This is a genomic window from Luteimicrobium xylanilyticum, assembly GCF_009429125.1.
Lineage (GTDB): Bacteria > Actinomycetota > Actinomycetes > Actinomycetales > Cellulomonadaceae > Luteimicrobium > Luteimicrobium xylanilyticum.
In genome coordinates this window covers 3,769,576-3,784,655 of record NZ_CP045529.1, presented here as the reverse complement: position 1 = coordinate 3,784,655, position 15,080 = coordinate 3,769,576, and the positions used below count along the sequence as shown (strand labels likewise).

Below are 15,080 nucleotides of genomic sequence, written 5' to 3'. Positions count from 1 at the left end.
AGCGGCTCAGCCCGCCGATGGCGCGGCGCAGCTCCCGTTCTCGATGAGCACCGGGGCGAGCAGGCGGGTCTCGGCGGGCAGCGGCTCGTCCTGGCGCTCGACGGCCATCTGCACCGCGATGTGTCCGATCTCGACGCTCGGCACGTCGATCACGGACAGCGGGACCGCGAGGTGCTCGGCCAGGCCGCGCGGGCTGACAGCGAGCACGGACACGTCGTCGGGGACGGACAGCCCCCGGCGGGCCAGCGCATCGAGCACGCCCGGCAGCGCGGCCTCGTTGTGCACGACGAGCGCGGTGAGGCCCTCGACCTCGTCGAACGCCTGCGCGACAGCCGCGGCGGCGGCCGGGTACGACGTCTCGCACGGGACGACCGTGTGCCGGGCACCCGACCGCACCGCTTCGGCCCGGAAGCCGCCGATGATCCGCACGGCGTAGTTCGCGTTGCGGCGGATCGCGGCCGCGGGCGCCCCGAGCAGGGCGACCCCGGTGTGCCCGTGGCCCGCGAGGTGCTCGACCGCGAGACGACCGGCCGCAGCGAAGTCGAGGTCCACGCACGCGAGCCCGTGGGTGTCGCTGGGCACGCCGATGAGGACCGCGGGCTGACGGACCGCCTCCAGGAGCGGCAGGCGCGGGTCGTGGCGCTCGACGTCCATGAGCACGAGCGCGTCGACGCGTGAGCCGGCGGCGAGACGCTGGACGGCGTCGACGTCGTCCTCGGTGATCACGAGGACGTCGTCGCCGTGGGTGCGCGCGGCGGTGATGACGCCGGTCACGACCTCCATGACGGTCGCGGAGTTCGTCTCGAGGGCCCGGAGGGGGACGACGAGCCCGACGACGCCCGTCCGGTTGCTCGCGAGCGCCTGGGCGCCCGCGTGCGGGCTGAAGCCGAGCTGCCGGATCGCGTCGGCGACCCGGTCCCGGGTCGCCTCGGAGATGGGGCGCTTGCCGGACAGCGCGTAGCTGACCGTGGAGACGGACACGCCCGCGAGCCGCGCGACGTCGGCGATCGTGGGCATGAGCCGAGCGTAGCCGCGGGGCGGCGGCGTCAGTCCTTCTGGCCGATGAAGACGTGCGGCCGCGACTGCGTGAGGTAGTCCGGCACCCACGATGCGACCGCGCGCACCCGCTGGTTCCACCCGGACAGCAGCACGAGGTGCACGCCGAGCCACGCGAGGAACGCCGGGAACCCACCGAGGAACACGCGCTTGCGCCCGAGCTCCGCGACGGCCGCCCCGCGACCGATCATCGCCATGTACCCCCGGTCGACGTACCCGAAGGGCTCCGGCGCGCCGCCCGCGCGCGTCGCGAGGATGTTCTTCGCCGCCCACTTCCCGGACTGCTTGGCGACCGAGCCGAGCTGCGGCAGGTGGTCGCCGCGGGCGTCGGTGATGTTCGCGGCGTCGCCGAGGACGTACACGCCTTCGAAGCCCTCGACGGTGAGGTCGGGCCGGACGTCGATGCGGCCCCCTCGCCCCTGCGGCAGCCCCGACTCGGCCAGCAGGGCACCGGCCTTGAGGCCGCCCGCCCACACGACGAGGTCCGCGGGGAGCTTGTCGTCGCCGAGCGTCAGACCCTCGGGCGACACCGCCGTGACGGGGGAGCCGAGCGCGAGCTTGATGCCGCGCCGCTCGAGCTGCTCGGCCGTGTACTGCTGCGACCGCTCCGAGAAGGGCATGAGCGGGTGGGGGAGCATGTCGACGAGCGCCACCGAGCTGCGGTCCGCGAGCTCCTTCGAGTAGAGCTCGGGGATGACGTAGCGGATGTTCTCCGCGATCGCCCCCGCGGTCTCGACACCGGTCGGCCCGGCGCCCACGACGGCGACCCGCACGGGCTTGCCCTCGGAGTCGGCGCGGTCGAACAGGTCGACGAGCGCGTTCCCGAGCTTCCGCGCGTCGTGCGCCGAGTACAGCGGGTAGGCCAGCTCCTCGGCGCCGGGGGTGTTGAAGAAGTTGGGGACCGCGCCGCACGCGATCACGAGCGAGGGCGCCTGGAACGTCTCGCCGTCGGCGGTCGTCACCGAGCGCTGGGCGGCGTCGATCTTCGTGACCTCGGTGCGGAGCACCCGGACGGCCGGGAGCCGGCGGAAGATCGAGCGCAGCGGGCGCGCGATCGCCGACTCCCCGACCTGCGCCGTCGCGAGCTGGTAGAGCAGCGGCTGGAACTGGGTGTACCCGTTCGTGTCGAGCAGGAGCGTGCGCACCCCCGCCCGCCCGAGCTTCAGGGCGGCCGCGACCCCCGCGAAGCCGCCTCCCACCACGATGACGTCCGGTTCGGTGTGCGCTGCTGCCATGACTCGACGGTACGACCACCAGGGCCTCGGTGCGTAGCCGACCCGTCAGCTGAGACCGAGCGAGTCCTTCACGCTCTGGGGAAGGAGGGCGTACCCGACGAACGACACGACGTCGAGGATCGTGTGCGCGACCACGAGCGGCATGGTCCGTCGCCTCCCCCACCGGGACAGGTAGAAGCACGAGAACAGGACGCCCATCGCCATGTTGCCGAAGAACGGCCCCCAGCCCTGGTACAGGTGGTAGGAGCCCCGCAGCACCGAGCTCGACACCACGAACTTCACGCGTCCCCAGCCCAGGTCCGTCAGGCGCTCGTGCAGGTACCCGACGACGATGATCTCCTCCAGCAGCGCGTTCATGATCGCGCGCGCCACGAGGATCGGGACGGTCCACCAGTACGCGTCGAGCGCGGAGGCCTGGACCTGCACCGTGATCCCGATCGCGCGGCCCAGCACGTAGAACCCCAGGCCGGGGATCCCGATCACGGCAGCGAGCCCCACGCCCCACGCGAGGTCCTTGCCCGGCCGGTGCAGGTCGAAGCCGATCGCCCGCGTCGCGGAGCGGCCCCGGTTCGACAGCAGGTACAGCGCGAGAGCCACCGGAACCAGCGTGAACACGATGCTCAGCACCTGGTACGTGAGGTCCAGGTACGGGCGGGGGGACTGGCTCGTGTTGAGGGCGGTCGTCTGGCCCTTGAGCGGCCCCTGCGAGAGGGCCGCGACGAGCGCCACGATCGCGTACACCGCCGACTGGCCCAGGCTCAGGCCGAGGAGGATCCAGATCTCCGCCACGATCCGCGGCCGGCGCAGCCACGGCGGCGTCGATGTGGGAGACGCCACAGGCGGGGGAGCGGGCGTCGTCGTCATGCTGCGGTTATAGCACTGCGACCTGCCCTTCCGCGGTGCGCGGTGCACGGGTCGTCCACACGATCGTCACCCCGCGCGTGCGACGTCACCGGGCAACCACCCGAGGGCGTGCGTACCGTGGAAGCGACGTCCTTCGAGGACCCCGAAACCTGACCACGCACCGACCCGAAACACCCCGTGACGCCTCGTACCCAGCCCATCCCCCCTGTCCCCGACCACGACGACGACGTCACCCCCACCCGGTCCCAGCCGCCCTCGATCCCGCCCCGGCGGGCCGTCGGCGCGCACCCGCAGTCCCGGTCCGCCCGCCCGACGGCGCAGGCGTCCGCCGGGCGCACCGCGTTGCCCACCACCGCGGTCCCGGTCCGCAGCAGGCACGTCCCCGACGCGCACGCCGCCGACGACGTCGCGGAGCGCATCGAGGAGCGGGCACCCCGGCCGTCGGTCGTCCAGATCACGGCGTCGGCGCTCGCCGCCGTGTCGTCGACGGTCCTCCTGTCGTACCTGGGCGTGGCCGGGACCATCGTCGGCGCGGGCATCGCCTCGGTCCTGACCGTGCTCGGGAACTTCGTCTACCAGCGGTCGATGCTGCGCGCGCACGAGAAGGTCGCGACGGCGCTGCGCACGGGCGCCCGTCTGGGCGCCGGGGCGACGGCGGCCGAGGCCGCGCGCACCACGAGCGTGACCCGCGTGTCCTCGCGCGTGGGCGACGGCGGCGCGCGCCCCTCGTCCTCCGGCGCGGGCGTGACGCCTCCCGCTGGTCCGGGTGCGCCCGAGGACGCGGAGGGCCAGGGGGCGAAGAAGCGTCAGCGGCGCCGGCTCGTGGTCGCGGCGATCGCGCTGTTCGCGGTGCTCGTGGCCGCCGTGACGGCCGTCGAGCTCGTCGCGGGCAAGCCGCTGACGAATTTGCTGCACGGCACCGAGGGCTCGGGGCTGAGCATCTCCGACATCACGCGGCACGGCGGCGACGGCGGCGGGAGCGTGCCGGTCCCGACCTCGACCACGACCGAGGACCCGAGCGACACGGACTCGTCCGGCTCGGACAAGGACTCGTCGAGCGGCACGGGCTCCGGGTCGTCCGACGACAGCGGCTCCAAGGACTCCGGGTCGTCGGACGACGACTCGTCGGGCTCGACCGGCCAGTCGGGCTCCGGCTCCTCCGGGTCGACGGACGACTCCGGGTCGACCGGGTCGGGCTCGGACGGCTCGTCGCAGGACGGCTCCACCCAGGACGGCTCGTCGGGCGACGGCCAGTCCGACGACGGCTCGTCGGGCTCGTCGGGCGGTTCCGGCTCGACCGAGCCGACGAGCCCCGCCACGACCCAGCCCACGACCTCCTCGGACGACGCCGCGACGGGTGCCGCCGCGACGTCGGGCGCGGACCAGGACGAGGACGCCACCTCCTGACCGGCGGGCGGTCAGCCCGCCCGGCGCAGTCGCAGAGAGTTCCCGACGACGAGCACCGAGCTCGCCGCCATCGCCGCCCCGGCGATCATCGGGTTGAGCAGGCCGGCTGCGGCCAGCGGGATCGCCGCCACGTTGTACGCGAACGCCCAGAACAGGTTCTGCTTGATCACGCGGAGCGTGCGCCGCGACAGCCGGATCGCCGTCGCCGCGACCCGCAGGTCGCCGCGCACGAGCGTGATGTCGCTCGCCTCGATCGCGACGTCGGTGCCGGTGCCCATCGCGAGGCCGAGGTCGGCCTGCGCGAGCGCCGCGGCGTCGTTCACGCCGTCGCCGACCATCGCGACGACCGCGCCCTCGCCCTGGAGCCGCTCGACGACCGCGACCTTGTCCTCGGGCCGGACGTCGGCGATCACGTCGTCCTCGGCGATCCCGACCGCTGCAGCGGCCGCACGGGCCGACGGTGCGTTGTCGCCCGTCAGGAGGACGGGCCGCAGACCGAGCTCGCGGAGCTGCCCGACGGCGTCCGCGGACGTCGGCTTGACCGTGTCGCGGAGCCGGATCACGCCGCGCGCGGTGCCGTCCCACGCGACGACGACGGCCGTCGCGCCCGACTCCTGCGCAGCCGTCACGGCGTGGGTGACGTCGTCGGGCACGGTGACGCCCTGCTCGGCGAGCCAGGTGGGGCGCCCCACGAGCACGCGCCGGGCGTTGAGCCCGAGAGCGCCGTTCGCGGCGCCCCGGCCGTCGAGGCCGACGTGCGCGTCCCGGACCACGCCCTCGACGCCGCCGCCCGCGTGGTTGCGGAAGTCGCGGACCTCGAGGCCGCCGACCGTGACGCCGTCCGCCCCGGTCGGTGCGCCGTCGTCGCTGCCGGCGGCGCGTGCTGCCGCCGCGACGGCCTGCGCGATCGGGTGCTCGCTGAGCGCCTCGACGGCGCCGGCGTACCGCAGCGCGTCGGCGGGGACGTCGACGCCCTCGACGCCCTCGACGCTCATCCGGCCCTCGGTGACGGTGCCGGTCTTGTCGAGCACGACCGTGTCGACGCGGCGCGTGGACTCGAGGATCTCCGGGCCCTTGATGAGCGCGCCGAGCTGGGCGCCCCGGCCCGTGCCGACGAGCAACGCCGTCGGGGTGGCGAGACCGAGCGCGCAGGGGCACGCGATGATCAGCACGGCGACGGCCGCGGTGAACGCCATCTGCACGCTCGACCCGCCGATCAGCCACGCGGCGAGCGTCCCGAGCGCGATCACCATCACGACGGGCACGAAGACCGCCGAGATGCGGTCCGCGAGCCGCTGGACCGGAGCCTTGCCCGTCTGGGCACGGGCGACGAGCCGCCCGATCTGGGCGAGCGTCGTCTCGTCGCCGACGCGCGTCGCGCGGACCAGCAGCGTGCCCGACGTGTTGACGGTCGCGCCGGTCACGGCGTCCCCGGGGCCGACGTCGACGGGCACGGGCTCCCCGGTCAGCAGGGACGTGTCGACGGCGCTGCGACCCTCGACGATCTCGCCGTCGGTCGCGATCTTCTCGCCCGGGCGGACCCGGAACAGGTCGCCCTCGGCGAGCGCGGCGACCGGTACGCGCTCCTCCGAACGCTCGCCGTCCGGCCCGGTGACGACGCGCGCCACGTCCTTGGCGCCGAGCTCGAGCAGCGACCGGAGCGCGTCGCCGGAGCGGCGGCGGGACCGGTACTCGGCGTAGCGTCCGGCGAGGAGGAACGTCGTCACGACGACGGCCACCTCGAAGTACAGCTCGGGTGTCGCGCCGGCGTGCTCCGCCGAGGGCACGAGGCTCGGCCGCATCTGCATGCCGATCTCGCCCGCGCCGCCGAAGAGCAGCGCCCACAGCGACCAGACGGTCGCTGCGATGACGCCGAGCGCGACCAGGGTGTCCATGGTCGACGAGCCGTGCCGGCCCGCGCGCCACGCGGCGCGGTGGAACGGCCAGGCGCCCCACGTCACGACGGGCAGCGCGAGCACCGCGACGACCCACTGCCAGCCGTCGAACTGCAGCGCGGGGATCATCGACAGCGCCACGACGGGCACAGCGAGGACCGCCGAGACCCGGAGCCGGCGGAGCAGGTCGTGCCCGCGGTCCGGCGTCGGGGCGGAGGTGTCCTCGCCCTCGACCATGACGTGGCCGGGTGCCATGGAGTGGCCCGAGAGCGCCATCTCCTCGTCCGTCATGCCGGGCATGTCGTGGGCCATGCCCTCGTGCGACATGCCCTCGTGCGACATGCCCTCGTGGCTCATGCCGTCGTGCCCGGCGGAGTCGGGCGCGGCGCCGTGCCTCCCGGTGACCCGCGCGTCGTACCCGGCCTTGCGGACGGCGGCGAGCAGCTCGTCGTCGGACGTCGCGGACCCGGGCTCGAGGACGACGTGAGCCGACTCGAGCGGCAGGTTGACGGTGGCGGTCACGCCGGGCAGGGCCGACAGCTTCTTCTCGACGCGCGCCACGCACGAGGCGCAGGTCATGCCCTCGACGGCGAGGTCGATCTCCAGGGATGTCGGAGCAGGGTGGGTCGGGGGAACGGAGCGGGTCGGAGTCGTCACGGGTGGTCGTCTCCTTGAAAGGGTGCGGTTCAGTGGATGCCGACGACGGCGTAGCCCGCCTCGTCGACGGCGGCGCGGAGCGCGTCCTCGCTCACCTGGGCGTCGGTGGTGATCGTGACCGGGGTGGTGCCGCCGGGGACGAGGGCGACGTCGACGTTCGTGACGCCGTCGAGCGCGGTGAGCTCGGTGGTGACGGCGTGGGCGCAGTGGCCGCAGGTCATGCCGGTGACGTCGATGATCTGGGTGCTCATGGTGATCTCCTGGGGGTAGGGGTCTCAGCTGCGGACGAGGCGCGCGATCGCGTCGGCGGCCTCGCGGACCTTGGCCTGGCCGGCGTCGTCGGACTCGCGGGCCGCGTCGACGACGCAGTGCCCGAGGTGGTCCTCGACCAGCCCGAGGCTGACGGCCTGGAGCGCCTTGGTGACGGCCGAGACCTGGGTGAGGACGTCGATGCAGTAGGCGTCCTCGTCGACCATCCGGGCGATGCCGCGGACCTGGCCCTCGATGCGGCGCAGGCGCTTGAGGTAGGCCTCCTTGTCCTGCGCGTAGCCGCGGCTCGGGGGCGTCGCGGCGTCGGTGCCGTGGTCGTGCAGGTGGGGCGTGGTGCTCATGGGGGCTCCTTCGCGAGCGCCGTCGAATACCCGTTGGGGGTATCGCTCGGACAACAACGATACCCCGCCCGGGTATTTCGTCAAGGGGTGAGACGTGCGTGCGCACCCACGCTCGCCGCGCGGGCCGTGGGTCCGAGGGAGACGATGGACCCGAAGAGCCGCACCACCGTCCACCGTGCCGGACCAGCACCGACGCACCGTCGGTCACGCCGGCCGAAGCCAGGGAGCAGCTATGACCGACGTCCCCACCGCACCCGGCCCGCTCGCGGGTGCCCTCCAAGGCGCAGCCCGCCAGTACTGGTGGCTTCCCGTGCTGCGCGGAGTCCTCTACATCGCCTTCGGCATCATCGCCGTGGCATGGCCCGGCGTCACGGCGCTCGCGATCCTCTGGGTCATCGCGATCTTCGCGATCGTCGACGGGCTCATCGAGATCTTCGACGCGATCCGCTACCGCGCCTCGGGCGGGGCCGCGCTCGGCATCACCTTCGGGGTGCTGTCGGTCGCGTTCGGCATCGTCGCGCTCGTGTGGCCCGGCCCGACCGTCACGGTGTTCGCGGTCATCGTCGGTATCTGGGCGATCCTCGTCGGCCTCGTCGGTGTCATGGCCAGCGTCGGGCTGCGCAAGGTCCCCGGCAGCGGGTGGGGCTGGGGCGTCACCTCGGCCGTGCTCACCGTGATCCTCGGTGTCATGCTGCTCGTCTGGCCCAAGACCAGCCTGGTGGCGCTCGTCTGGGTCCTGGGCATCTGGGCGTGGGTGATCGGCATCATGCTCATCGTGATCGGCTTCCAGGTCCGCAGGCTCGGGAAGGCGGACCTCACGGTCTGAGCCGGGTGCCGCACGCAGGGGGATGGCCCATGGCGCAGACCGTCGGACACGACGCCCGCCCACCCCGGCACCGTTCCGGGCGGCGCCCCGCGTGGTCGCCTGCAGGTGGCTCCGCGCCTCTCGGCTGGCTGGCGCTGGGTACGTCCGGCGCCGGCCTCGTGGGCCTCGGTGCCGTCCTCACGGCGACGCACGCGTGGACGGCCTGGTACACGGCGCTCGTCTTCGGGCTGTGGTTCCTCGCGATGCTGGCCTGGGCCGACGCCTTCCAGACGCGGCTGCCGTGGCAGGTCTCGCTCGTCGTCGGGCTCCTGTGCCTGGTCGGCGCGACCGTCCTCCCGGCCACGACGGCGCCACCGACCGACGCGCCGTCGTACGCCGTCGCCGCGCTCGGCGCCGTGGGGATCGGGCTGACGCTCGGCCCGGTCGCGGGCGCCGTCGGGCGAGGGCTCGGGCGGCTGCGCGGGAGGTAGGCCCGTCGCCCGCTAGCCTGCGCGGACGGGGCCCCGTCGCGTCGCACCGGCTGACCGACGCGCCGGACTCGCTAGTCTGCGCCCGTGAAGATCGTGAGCCCCGCCGGCGAGACCTACCGCGTGCACCGACGGGTGCTGCCGTGGCGGCGCAAGATCCGCGAGAAGCCCGACTGGGACCTCCTCGACGCGCTCGACGTCCCCGACGTCGACCACCTCGGCGTGCTCGGGGCGATCCTGCTGGTCATCGGCATCATCGTGGCGCTCCCGATCATCGTGCTCGCGCTCCTGGTGGCCGGGGAGCTCCTGCTCCTCCTGCTCCTGCTGCCGCTCTTCGTCCTCGCGCGCGTCGCGTTCAAGAAGCCGTGGATCGTCGAGGTCACGCACCGGCGCAAGGTCGTGCACGCCGAGGCCGTCGTCGGGTGGGGCGCGGCGGGGAAGCGCGCCCGGGCGCTCGCCGACGAGCTGCGGACGGCGGCCCTGGAGCCCACGCCCGCGACCTGACGGCGGCGGCCGGTTACGTCCGGGCGCTCGCGCCCGTCGTCGAGGTGAAAGGCAACCACCTCGACCAAGGAGCAACCCATGGACGCCCGGCTCAACCCCACCGCGACCGTCATCGGCCCGAAGGCGGTCAAGCACCTCGTCTCCGCGGACCACGCGCTCGTCGGCTCGACGCTGCCCCGCTCGACCCGAGACCTCGTGAAGATCCGGGCCAGCCAGATCAACGGCTGCGGCGCCTGCCTCGACATGCACGTCAAGGAGGCCCTGGCGGCGGGGGAGGACCCGCTGCGCCTCGGTCTCGTCGCCGCCTGGCGCGAGACGTCGGTCTTCACAGAGGCGGAGCGTGCCGCCCTCGAGCTCACGGAGCAGGGCTCGCGGCTCGCCGACGTCGGGCACGTCTCCGACGAGGCCTGGGCGGCCGCGGCGGAGCACTACGACGAGGAGCAGCTCACGGCCCTGGTCTGCGTCGTCGCGGTCATCAACGCCTTCAACCGGCTGAACGTGATGTTCGGGGTCCGCGGCGGCAGCTACGAGGTCGGCCGGCTGAGCTGAGTCGCGGGACGCGCGAGCGCCCGCAACGCGCCTGGCCTGCGCAGTCGACAGCTTGCAGGCGATCCGGTCGACAGCTTGTCGGGTGTGGGGCTCTCGCCCCGCCCATCAGACGGGCTTGATCGCGTCCGCGATCGCGTCGTCGCCGCTCACGAACGCGATGAACCGACCGATCGTGTCCGGCCGGTGCAGGACCTCCGCCACGACCTGGGCGACGTCCTCGCGGGGGACGCTGCCGCCGTCGGGCGCGTCGCCGTCGTCGGGCGAGCCGGCGTCGATGGCTCCCGTACCGGGCTCGAGCGTGAGGCTGCCGGGCGCGACGATCGTCCACTCGAGGTCGGTCCCGCGCAGGTAGTCGTCGGCCGCGGCCTTGGCCTGCGCGTAGGGGTAGAACGAGCTGTCCGACGGGACGCCGTGGTCGGCGCCCGCCCCGAGGTACGACACCATGACGTACCGCGTGATGCCCGCCCCGCGCGTCGCCTCCATGGACCGGATCGCGGCGTCCCGGTCGACGGCGTAGGTGCGTTCGGGGTCGCCACCGCCCGCCCCCGCGGACCACACGACGGCGTCGTGGCCGCGCAGCACGTCCGAGAGGTCGGACGCGGAGAGCTGCTCGACGTCCGCGACGACGGCCCGTGCGCCGGTCGCGTTGACGTCGGCGACCTGGTCCGCGCGTCGGACGAGGGACGTGACCTCGTCGCCGCGCGCGACGAGGATCGGGGCGAGCAGGAGGGCCACCTTGCCGTGGCCGCCGATCACGGCGATGCGGGACATGCCTCTACCCTCCCGCGTCCGGGGCCGCCGCGCAGGTCGGCGGCGGAACGGGTCGGCGCGGCCGGCGCTACGGCAGGATCTGACCGATGGGCTCGCGCTTCTCGGCCTGGAACGTGTCCTCGGCGCGGCCGCGCGCCCAGTACCCGGAGATCGAGAGGTGCTCCCGGGTCACACCCCGCTGGTGGAGGACGACGTCGCGCAGCGCCTTGACCGACTCGCGCTCGCCGTGCACGAAAGCGTGCACCCGGCCGTCGCGCCACGGAGCCGCCGCGACGGCGTCGGCGAGGAGCGTCGTCGTGCCGTTCGCCACGTCGCCACGGTGGACCCAGCGGAGCTCGACGCCCGCGGGTGCCGTGAGCGGGACCTCGTCCTCGGGGCCTCCGACCTCGACGAACGCGTCGCCCTCGGCGTCGTCCGGGAGGGCATCGAGCGCAGCGGCGATGGCGGGCAGGGCCGACTCGTCGCCGACGAGCAGGTGCCAGTCGGCGGTCGGGTCGGGCGCGTAGCCGCCGCCGGGACCGCTGAGCACGACACGGTCGCCCGGGACCGCGGCTGCGGCCCACGGCCCGGCGACCCCCTCGTCGCCGTGCACGACGAAGTCGATCGCGAGCCAGCCCTCGGCCTCGTTCACCTCTCGGACGGTGTAGGTCCGCGTGAAGGGAAGCTGGTCGGCCGGCAGGGTCTCGCGGAGCGCGGCGAGGTCGTAGGGCGGCTCGAGCGCGCTGCCCGGGGGCGTGAAGAGGATCTTGACGTAGCGGTCCGTGAACTCGTTGGTCCGGAAGGTCGCAAAGCCCTCGCCCCCGAGGACGAGCCGCACGAGGTGCGGGGAAAGCCTGCGGGTGCTGAGCACTTCGAGCACGGTCTGCGGTCTTGCCGGGCGCCTGGGACGGTCGGTCACGAAGAACCTCTTCTCACGGGGGTTAGGTCATCCTAACCTCGTGCGCCGCTGCGCTCCGATACCTCGCGCGGTACCCCGCGCGGAGGCCTGCTTCGCGGTCAGGCGGGGGTGGCCTCCGCCGCCGCACGGGCGGCCGCGGGCAGGGCGGCCTCGATGCGGTCGAGCGCGGCGTCGTCGTGCGCGGCGGACAGGAACCAGGCCTCGAAGCACGACGGCGGCAGGTTGACCCCCGCGTCGAGCATCGCGTGGAAGAACGCGGTGTACCGGAAGGCTTCCTGCGTCTTGGCCTGCGCGTACGTGGTCACGCCGAACCGCTCGGCGAGCTCTCCGAAGAACACGGAGAACAGGCTCCCGGCGTGCTGGACGACGTGGGGTACGCCCGCGTCGTCGAGCGCGCGGTGCACGGCGGACGACAGGCGCGTCGCGGCCGCGTCGACGTGCGCGTAGACGGCGTCGTCGGCCAGGCGCAGGGTCGCGAGGCCCGCGGCGACGGCCACCGGGTTCCCGGACAGCGTGCCCGCCTGGTACACGGGCCCGAGCGGGGCGAGCCGGTCCATGACCGCGGCGGACCCGGCGAGCGCCGCGACCGGCATACCACCGCCCACGACCTTCCCGAACGTGAACAGGTCGGGCGCGTAGTAGCTGTCGCCGGCCGGGTCGAGACCGCTCTCGAGGCCCCACCACCCCGACGGCCCGACGCGGAAACCGGTGAGCACCTCGTCGAGGATCAGCAGCGCACCGTGCTCGGCGGTGACGCGTCGCAGGCCCTGGTTGAAGCCCTCGGGCGGCCGGACGACGCCCATGTTGGCGGGCGCTGCCTCCGTGATGACCGCAGCGATCCGGGAGCCGTGCCGGGTGAACGCCTGCTCGACGGCGGCCAGGTCGCCGTAGGGGACGACGATCGTCTCGGCCGCGGTCGCCTCGGTGACGCCGGCCGAGCCGGGCAGGGCGAGCGTCGCGACGCCCGAGCCGGCGTCGGCGAGGAGCGCGTCGCCGTGCCCGTGGTAGCAGCCGGCGAACTTCACGACCAGGTCGCGCCCGGTGACGCCGCGGGCGAGACGGATGGCCGTCATGGTGGCCTCGGTGCCCGTCGAGACGAGTCGGACCCGCTCGGCGAGCGGCACGCGGCGGCGGATCTCCTCGGCCAGCTCGACCTCGCCCACCGTCGGCGCCCCGAACGACAGCCCGCGCGCCGCGGCCTCCTGGACCGCGGTGACGACGTCGGGCTGCGCGTGCCCGAGGAGCGCGGGGCCCCACGAGCACACGAGGTCGACGTACTCGCGCCCTGCGACGTCCGTCACGTACGCGCCGCGCGCGCTGCTCAGGAACCGCGGGTCCCCGCCGACGCTCCCGTACGCGCGGACCGGCGAGTTCACGCCGCCGGGGATCGCGGCCTGCGCGCGGACGAACGCGTCGTGGTTGGTCGTCTCGGCCATCAGCGGTTCTCCTTGAGCCAGCCGGCGACCTCGACGGCCCAGTACGTGAGCACGATGTCGGCGCCGGCGCGCTTGATCATGGTGAGGGACTCCTCGATCGCGGGGCGACGCGAGATCCAGCCGTTCGCCGCCGCGGCCTCGATCATCGCGTACTCGCCCGACACCTGGTACGCGGCGACGGGCACCTCGGAACGCTGCGCGACCTCGGCGAGCACGTCGAGGTTGCCCGCGGGCTTGACCATGACGACGTCGGCGCCCTCGAGCAGGTCGATGTCGGTCTCGCGCACGCCCTCGCGGCCGTTGGCCGGGTCGAGCTGGTACGTCCGACGGTCGCCCTGGAGCTCCGAGTCCACGGCCTCGCGGAACGGCCCGTAGAAGGCGCTCGCGTACTTGGCGGTGTAGGCGAGGATCGCCGTGTCCGTGTACCCGGCGTCGTCGAGGGCCTCGCGGCACGCGGCGACCTGGCCGTCCATCATGCCGCTGAGCCCGAGCACGTCGGCGCCCGCCTCGGCCTGCGCGACGGCCATCGCCTGGTAGCGCACGAGCGTCGCGTCGTTGTCGACCCGGCCTGCGCCGTCGAGCACGCCGCAGTGGCCGTGGTCGGTGAACTCGTCGAGGCAGAGGTCCGACATGACCACCAGCCTTCCGGCGGCCGCCTCGACCGCGACACGCAGCCCGCGCTGCAGGATGCCGTCGGGGTCGTCGGCCTGCGAGCCGACCGCGTCGCGCACGGCAGGGATGCCGAAGAGCATGACCCCGCCGACACCGGCGTCGGCGGCCTCCTTGACGGCTGCGGCGAGCGAGTCGAGCGTGTGCTGCACGACGCCGGGCATCGAGCCGAGCGGCGCGGGTTCCGTGAGGCTCTCCTTGACGAAGAGCGGGAGGACGAGGTCCGCGGCGTGCAGGCGGTGCTCCGACACGAGCCGCCGCAACGCGGGGGTGGTGCGCAGGCGGCGTGGCCGCACGTACGGGCGAGGCGTAGTGGTCATGAGGAGGCTCCTCGGTCGGTGGTCTCACGAGAGTTGTCAGAACGTGAGTCCCGTATACGAGGCCGGGGTTCTGACACGTGGCTGGGGGTGAGGGCGCGGACGGTCGCGTCGGCGAGCCCGGCGTCGTCGGCGGTGGCGGCGACCGCGCCGATCCGCAGCCCCACCTCCTCGGCGGCGCGCGCGGTCGGGGTGCCGATGGCCACGCCGACGACGTCGTCCCTCGGCCCGAGCTGGGTAGCCACCTCGCGCGTCACGCTCCCCGAGGTCAGGACGACGGCGTCGACGGTGCCGGCCGCCCAGGCCTCGCGGGCCTCGGCGTCGACCAGGTGCGTCACCGTGCGGTACGCGACGACGACCTGCGGGTGCGCCCCCATCGCGGCCAGCCCCCGCTCGAGCGTCGGCCGGGCCAGGTCGCCGAGGGGCAGGAGCACGCGGGGGCCGCCGTCGTCGGGCGTGTCAGAACCTCGTGGGGCCGGAGCCTCACCACCTCCTGACGACCCGGCGGCGGGGGAGGCGAGGGAGCGGAGAGCCGCGAGCAGGCCGAGCGCGGAGTGGTCCTCGGGGACGAGCGCCGGCTCGACGCCCGCGTCGCGCAGCGCACGCGCCGTCGACGGCCCGACGGCGGCCCACCGGGCGGGCGCGTCGCCGAGCGACCCCGAGGCGGCCCGGGCCCACGCGGCGGCGAGCTCGTCGACCGCGTTCACGCTCGTCACGAGCACCCACGCGTACGCGCCCGCCGCGAGGTCGCGGGCGGCGTCGTCGAGGGCGTCGAGGTCGTCGGCGGGGGCCCGCTCGATCACCGGGCTCACGATCACGCGGGCGCCGAGCTCGTGGAGCCGCGCCGCGAGCCCGACCGCACGGTCGAGCGAGCGCGGCACGAGGACGGTCCGCCCGTCGAGAGGACGCTCGGTCACG

The 15,080-nt window shown here is 74.2% G+C and carries 16 protein-coding genes; 5 read left to right on the top strand and 11 right to left on the bottom strand.

Translation table 11 applies throughout. The annotated features are described in order from the left end of the window. Positions 1 to 6: 6 nt before the first annotated feature. From KDY119_RS16770 to KDY119_RS16760, 3 genes are read right to left on the bottom strand one after another with little or no spacing between them, the layout of a single operon-like run. Positions 7 to 1,017: a LacI family DNA-binding transcriptional regulator gene (locus tag KDY119_RS16770; protein WP_036947614.1), complete on the bottom strand. Its 1,011-nt coding sequence runs from the start codon at positions 1,015 to 1,017 to the stop codon at positions 7 to 9. A 29-nt stretch (positions 1,018 to 1,046) separates the two neighbouring features. After that, positions 1,047 to 2,291 carry an NAD(P)/FAD-dependent oxidoreductase gene (locus tag KDY119_RS16765; RefSeq protein ID WP_036947613.1) on the bottom strand — a complete coding sequence of 415 codons (1,245 nt, stop codon included), beginning with the start codon at positions 2,289 to 2,291 and terminating at the stop codon, positions 1,047 to 1,049. A gap of 45 nt (positions 2,292 to 2,336) precedes the next feature. Beyond that, complete coding sequence (locus KDY119_RS16760) at positions 2,337 to 3,155, bottom strand: CPBP family intramembrane glutamic endopeptidase (protein ID WP_036947612.1); 819 nt, start codon at positions 3,153 to 3,155, stop codon at positions 2,337 to 2,339. 177 nt (positions 3,156 to 3,332) lie between these two features. Between KDY119_RS16760 and KDY119_RS16755 the strand changes: the two genes are divergently transcribed. Further along, entirely contained in the window at positions 3,333 to 4,562 is a 1,230-nt protein-coding gene (locus tag KDY119_RS16755; RefSeq protein ID WP_051136345.1) for a hypothetical protein, read from the top strand. A gap of 11 nt (positions 4,563 to 4,573) precedes the next feature. Here KDY119_RS16755 and KDY119_RS16750 read toward each other — a convergent pair whose 3' ends face one another. The 3 genes from KDY119_RS16750 to KDY119_RS16740 form a co-directional block, all read right to left on the bottom strand. Then, entirely contained in the window at positions 4,574 to 7,036 is a 2,463-nt protein-coding gene (locus KDY119_RS16750) for a heavy metal translocating P-type ATPase (protein WP_153022774.1), read from the bottom strand. Positions 7,037 to 7,143: 107 nt separating this feature from the next. Continuing rightward, positions 7,144 to 7,365 carry a heavy-metal-associated domain-containing protein gene (locus tag KDY119_RS16745; RefSeq protein WP_036947609.1) on the bottom strand — a complete coding sequence of 74 codons (222 nt, stop codon included), beginning with the start codon at positions 7,363 to 7,365 and terminating at the stop codon, positions 7,144 to 7,146. A gap of 24 nt (positions 7,366 to 7,389) precedes the next feature. Next, on the bottom strand, positions 7,390 to 7,725 hold the full coding sequence (locus tag KDY119_RS16740; RefSeq protein ID WP_036947608.1) for a metal-sensitive transcriptional regulator: 336 nt from the start codon (positions 7,723 to 7,725) through the stop codon (positions 7,390 to 7,392). A 232-nt stretch (positions 7,726 to 7,957) separates the two neighbouring features. Between KDY119_RS16740 and KDY119_RS16735 the strand changes: the two genes are divergently transcribed. The 4 genes from KDY119_RS16735 (at position 7,958) to KDY119_RS16720 (ending at position 10,071) form a co-directional block, all read left to right on the top strand. Then, positions 7,958 to 8,551, top strand: coding sequence for an HdeD family acid-resistance protein (locus KDY119_RS16735; RefSeq protein ID WP_153022564.1), 594 nt, complete (start codon positions 7,958 to 7,960; stop codon positions 8,549 to 8,551). A 29-nt stretch (positions 8,552 to 8,580) separates the two neighbouring features. Further along, the gene (locus KDY119_RS16730) at positions 8,581 to 9,021 is read left to right on the top strand and encodes a hypothetical protein (protein WP_036947607.1); all 441 of its coding nucleotides are present in this window, start codon (positions 8,581 to 8,583) and stop codon (positions 9,019 to 9,021) included. An 84-nt stretch (positions 9,022 to 9,105) separates the two neighbouring features. Continuing rightward, positions 9,106 to 9,522, top strand: coding sequence for a hypothetical protein (locus tag KDY119_RS16725; protein ID WP_036947606.1), 417 nt, complete (start codon positions 9,106 to 9,108; stop codon positions 9,520 to 9,522). Positions 9,523 to 9,600: 78 nt separating this feature from the next. Further along, positions 9,601 to 10,071 (top strand): carboxymuconolactone decarboxylase family protein, encoded by a 471-nt coding sequence (locus tag KDY119_RS16720; protein ID WP_036947605.1) that lies wholly within the window; start codon positions 9,601 to 9,603, stop codon positions 10,069 to 10,071. A gap of 105 nt (positions 10,072 to 10,176) precedes the next feature. Here KDY119_RS16720 and KDY119_RS16715 read toward each other — a convergent pair whose 3' ends face one another. The 5 genes from KDY119_RS16715 to KDY119_RS16695 all read right to left on the bottom strand — a co-directional run bounded on the left by KDY119_RS16715 (position 10,177) and on the right by KDY119_RS16695 (position 15,079). Further along, positions 10,177 to 10,842, bottom strand: coding sequence for an SDR family oxidoreductase (locus KDY119_RS16715; RefSeq protein ID WP_036947604.1), 666 nt, complete (start codon positions 10,840 to 10,842; stop codon positions 10,177 to 10,179). Positions 10,843 to 10,909: 67 nt separating this feature from the next. After that, on the bottom strand, positions 10,910 to 11,692 hold the full coding sequence (locus tag KDY119_RS16710; protein WP_265576711.1) for a siderophore-interacting protein: 783 nt from the start codon (positions 11,690 to 11,692) through the stop codon (positions 10,910 to 10,912). A gap of 146 nt (positions 11,693 to 11,838) precedes the next feature. Beyond that, positions 11,839 to 13,176 (bottom strand): glutamate-1-semialdehyde 2,1-aminomutase, encoded by a 1,338-nt coding sequence (gene hemL / locus KDY119_RS16705; protein ID WP_036947602.1) that lies wholly within the window; start codon positions 13,174 to 13,176, stop codon positions 11,839 to 11,841. Further along, complete coding sequence (gene hemB / locus KDY119_RS16700) at positions 13,176 to 14,165, bottom strand: porphobilinogen synthase (protein WP_036947601.1); 990 nt, start codon at positions 14,163 to 14,165, stop codon at positions 13,176 to 13,178. The genes hemL and hemB overlap by 1 nt, the downstream gene beginning before the upstream one ends. Next, the gene (locus KDY119_RS16695) at positions 14,162 to 15,079 is read right to left on the bottom strand and encodes a uroporphyrinogen-III synthase (protein WP_194174263.1); all 918 of its coding nucleotides are present in this window, start codon (positions 15,077 to 15,079) and stop codon (positions 14,162 to 14,164) included. Before KDY119_RS16695 ends, hemB begins: the two co-directional genes overlap by 4 nt. Between the last annotated feature and the right edge of the window lies 1 nt (position 15,080).

What these genes read in the sequence shown, in the direction of transcription:
- KDY119_RS16740 (WP_036947608.1), bottom strand. Translation starts at nt 7,725, where the DNA reads ATGAGCACCACGCCCCACCTGCACGACCACGGCACCGACGCCGCGACG.
- KDY119_RS16720 (WP_036947605.1), top strand. Translation starts at nt 9,601, where the DNA reads ATGGACGCCCGGCTCAACCCCACCGCGACCGTCATCGGCCCGAAGGCG.
- KDY119_RS16715 (WP_036947604.1), bottom strand. Translation starts at nt 10,842, where the DNA reads ATGTCCCGCATCGCCGTGATCGGCGGCCACGGCAAGGTGGCCCTCCTG.
- KDY119_RS16745 (WP_036947609.1), bottom strand. Translation starts at nt 7,365, where the DNA reads ATGAGCACCCAGATCATCGACGTCACCGGCATGACCTGCGGCCACTGC.
- KDY119_RS16750 (WP_153022774.1), bottom strand. Translation starts at nt 7,036, where the DNA reads ATGACCTGCGCCTCGTGCGTGGCGCGCGTCGAGAAGAAGCTGTCGGCC.
- KDY119_RS16730 (WP_036947607.1), top strand. Translation starts at nt 8,581, where the DNA reads ATGGCGCAGACCGTCGGACACGACGCCCGCCCACCCCGGCACCGTTCC.
- KDY119_RS16735 (WP_153022564.1), top strand. Translation starts at nt 7,958, where the DNA reads ATGACCGACGTCCCCACCGCACCCGGCCCGCTCGCGGGTGCCCTCCAA.
- KDY119_RS16760 (WP_036947612.1), bottom strand. Translation starts at nt 3,155, where the DNA reads ATGACGACGACGCCCGCTCCCCCGCCTGTGGCGTCTCCCACATCGACG.
- KDY119_RS16770 (WP_036947614.1), bottom strand. Translation starts at nt 1,017, where the DNA reads ATGCCCACGATCGCCGACGTCGCGCGGCTCGCGGGCGTGTCCGTCTCC.
- hemL (WP_036947602.1), bottom strand. Translation starts at nt 13,176, where the DNA reads ATGGCCGAGACGACCAACCACGACGCGTTCGTCCGCGCGCAGGCCGCG.
- hemB (WP_036947601.1), bottom strand. Translation starts at nt 14,165, where the DNA reads ATGACCACTACGCCTCGCCCGTACGTGCGGCCACGCCGCCTGCGCACC.
- KDY119_RS16765 (WP_036947613.1), bottom strand. Translation starts at nt 2,291, where the DNA reads ATGGCAGCAGCGCACACCGAACCGGACGTCATCGTGGTGGGAGGCGGC.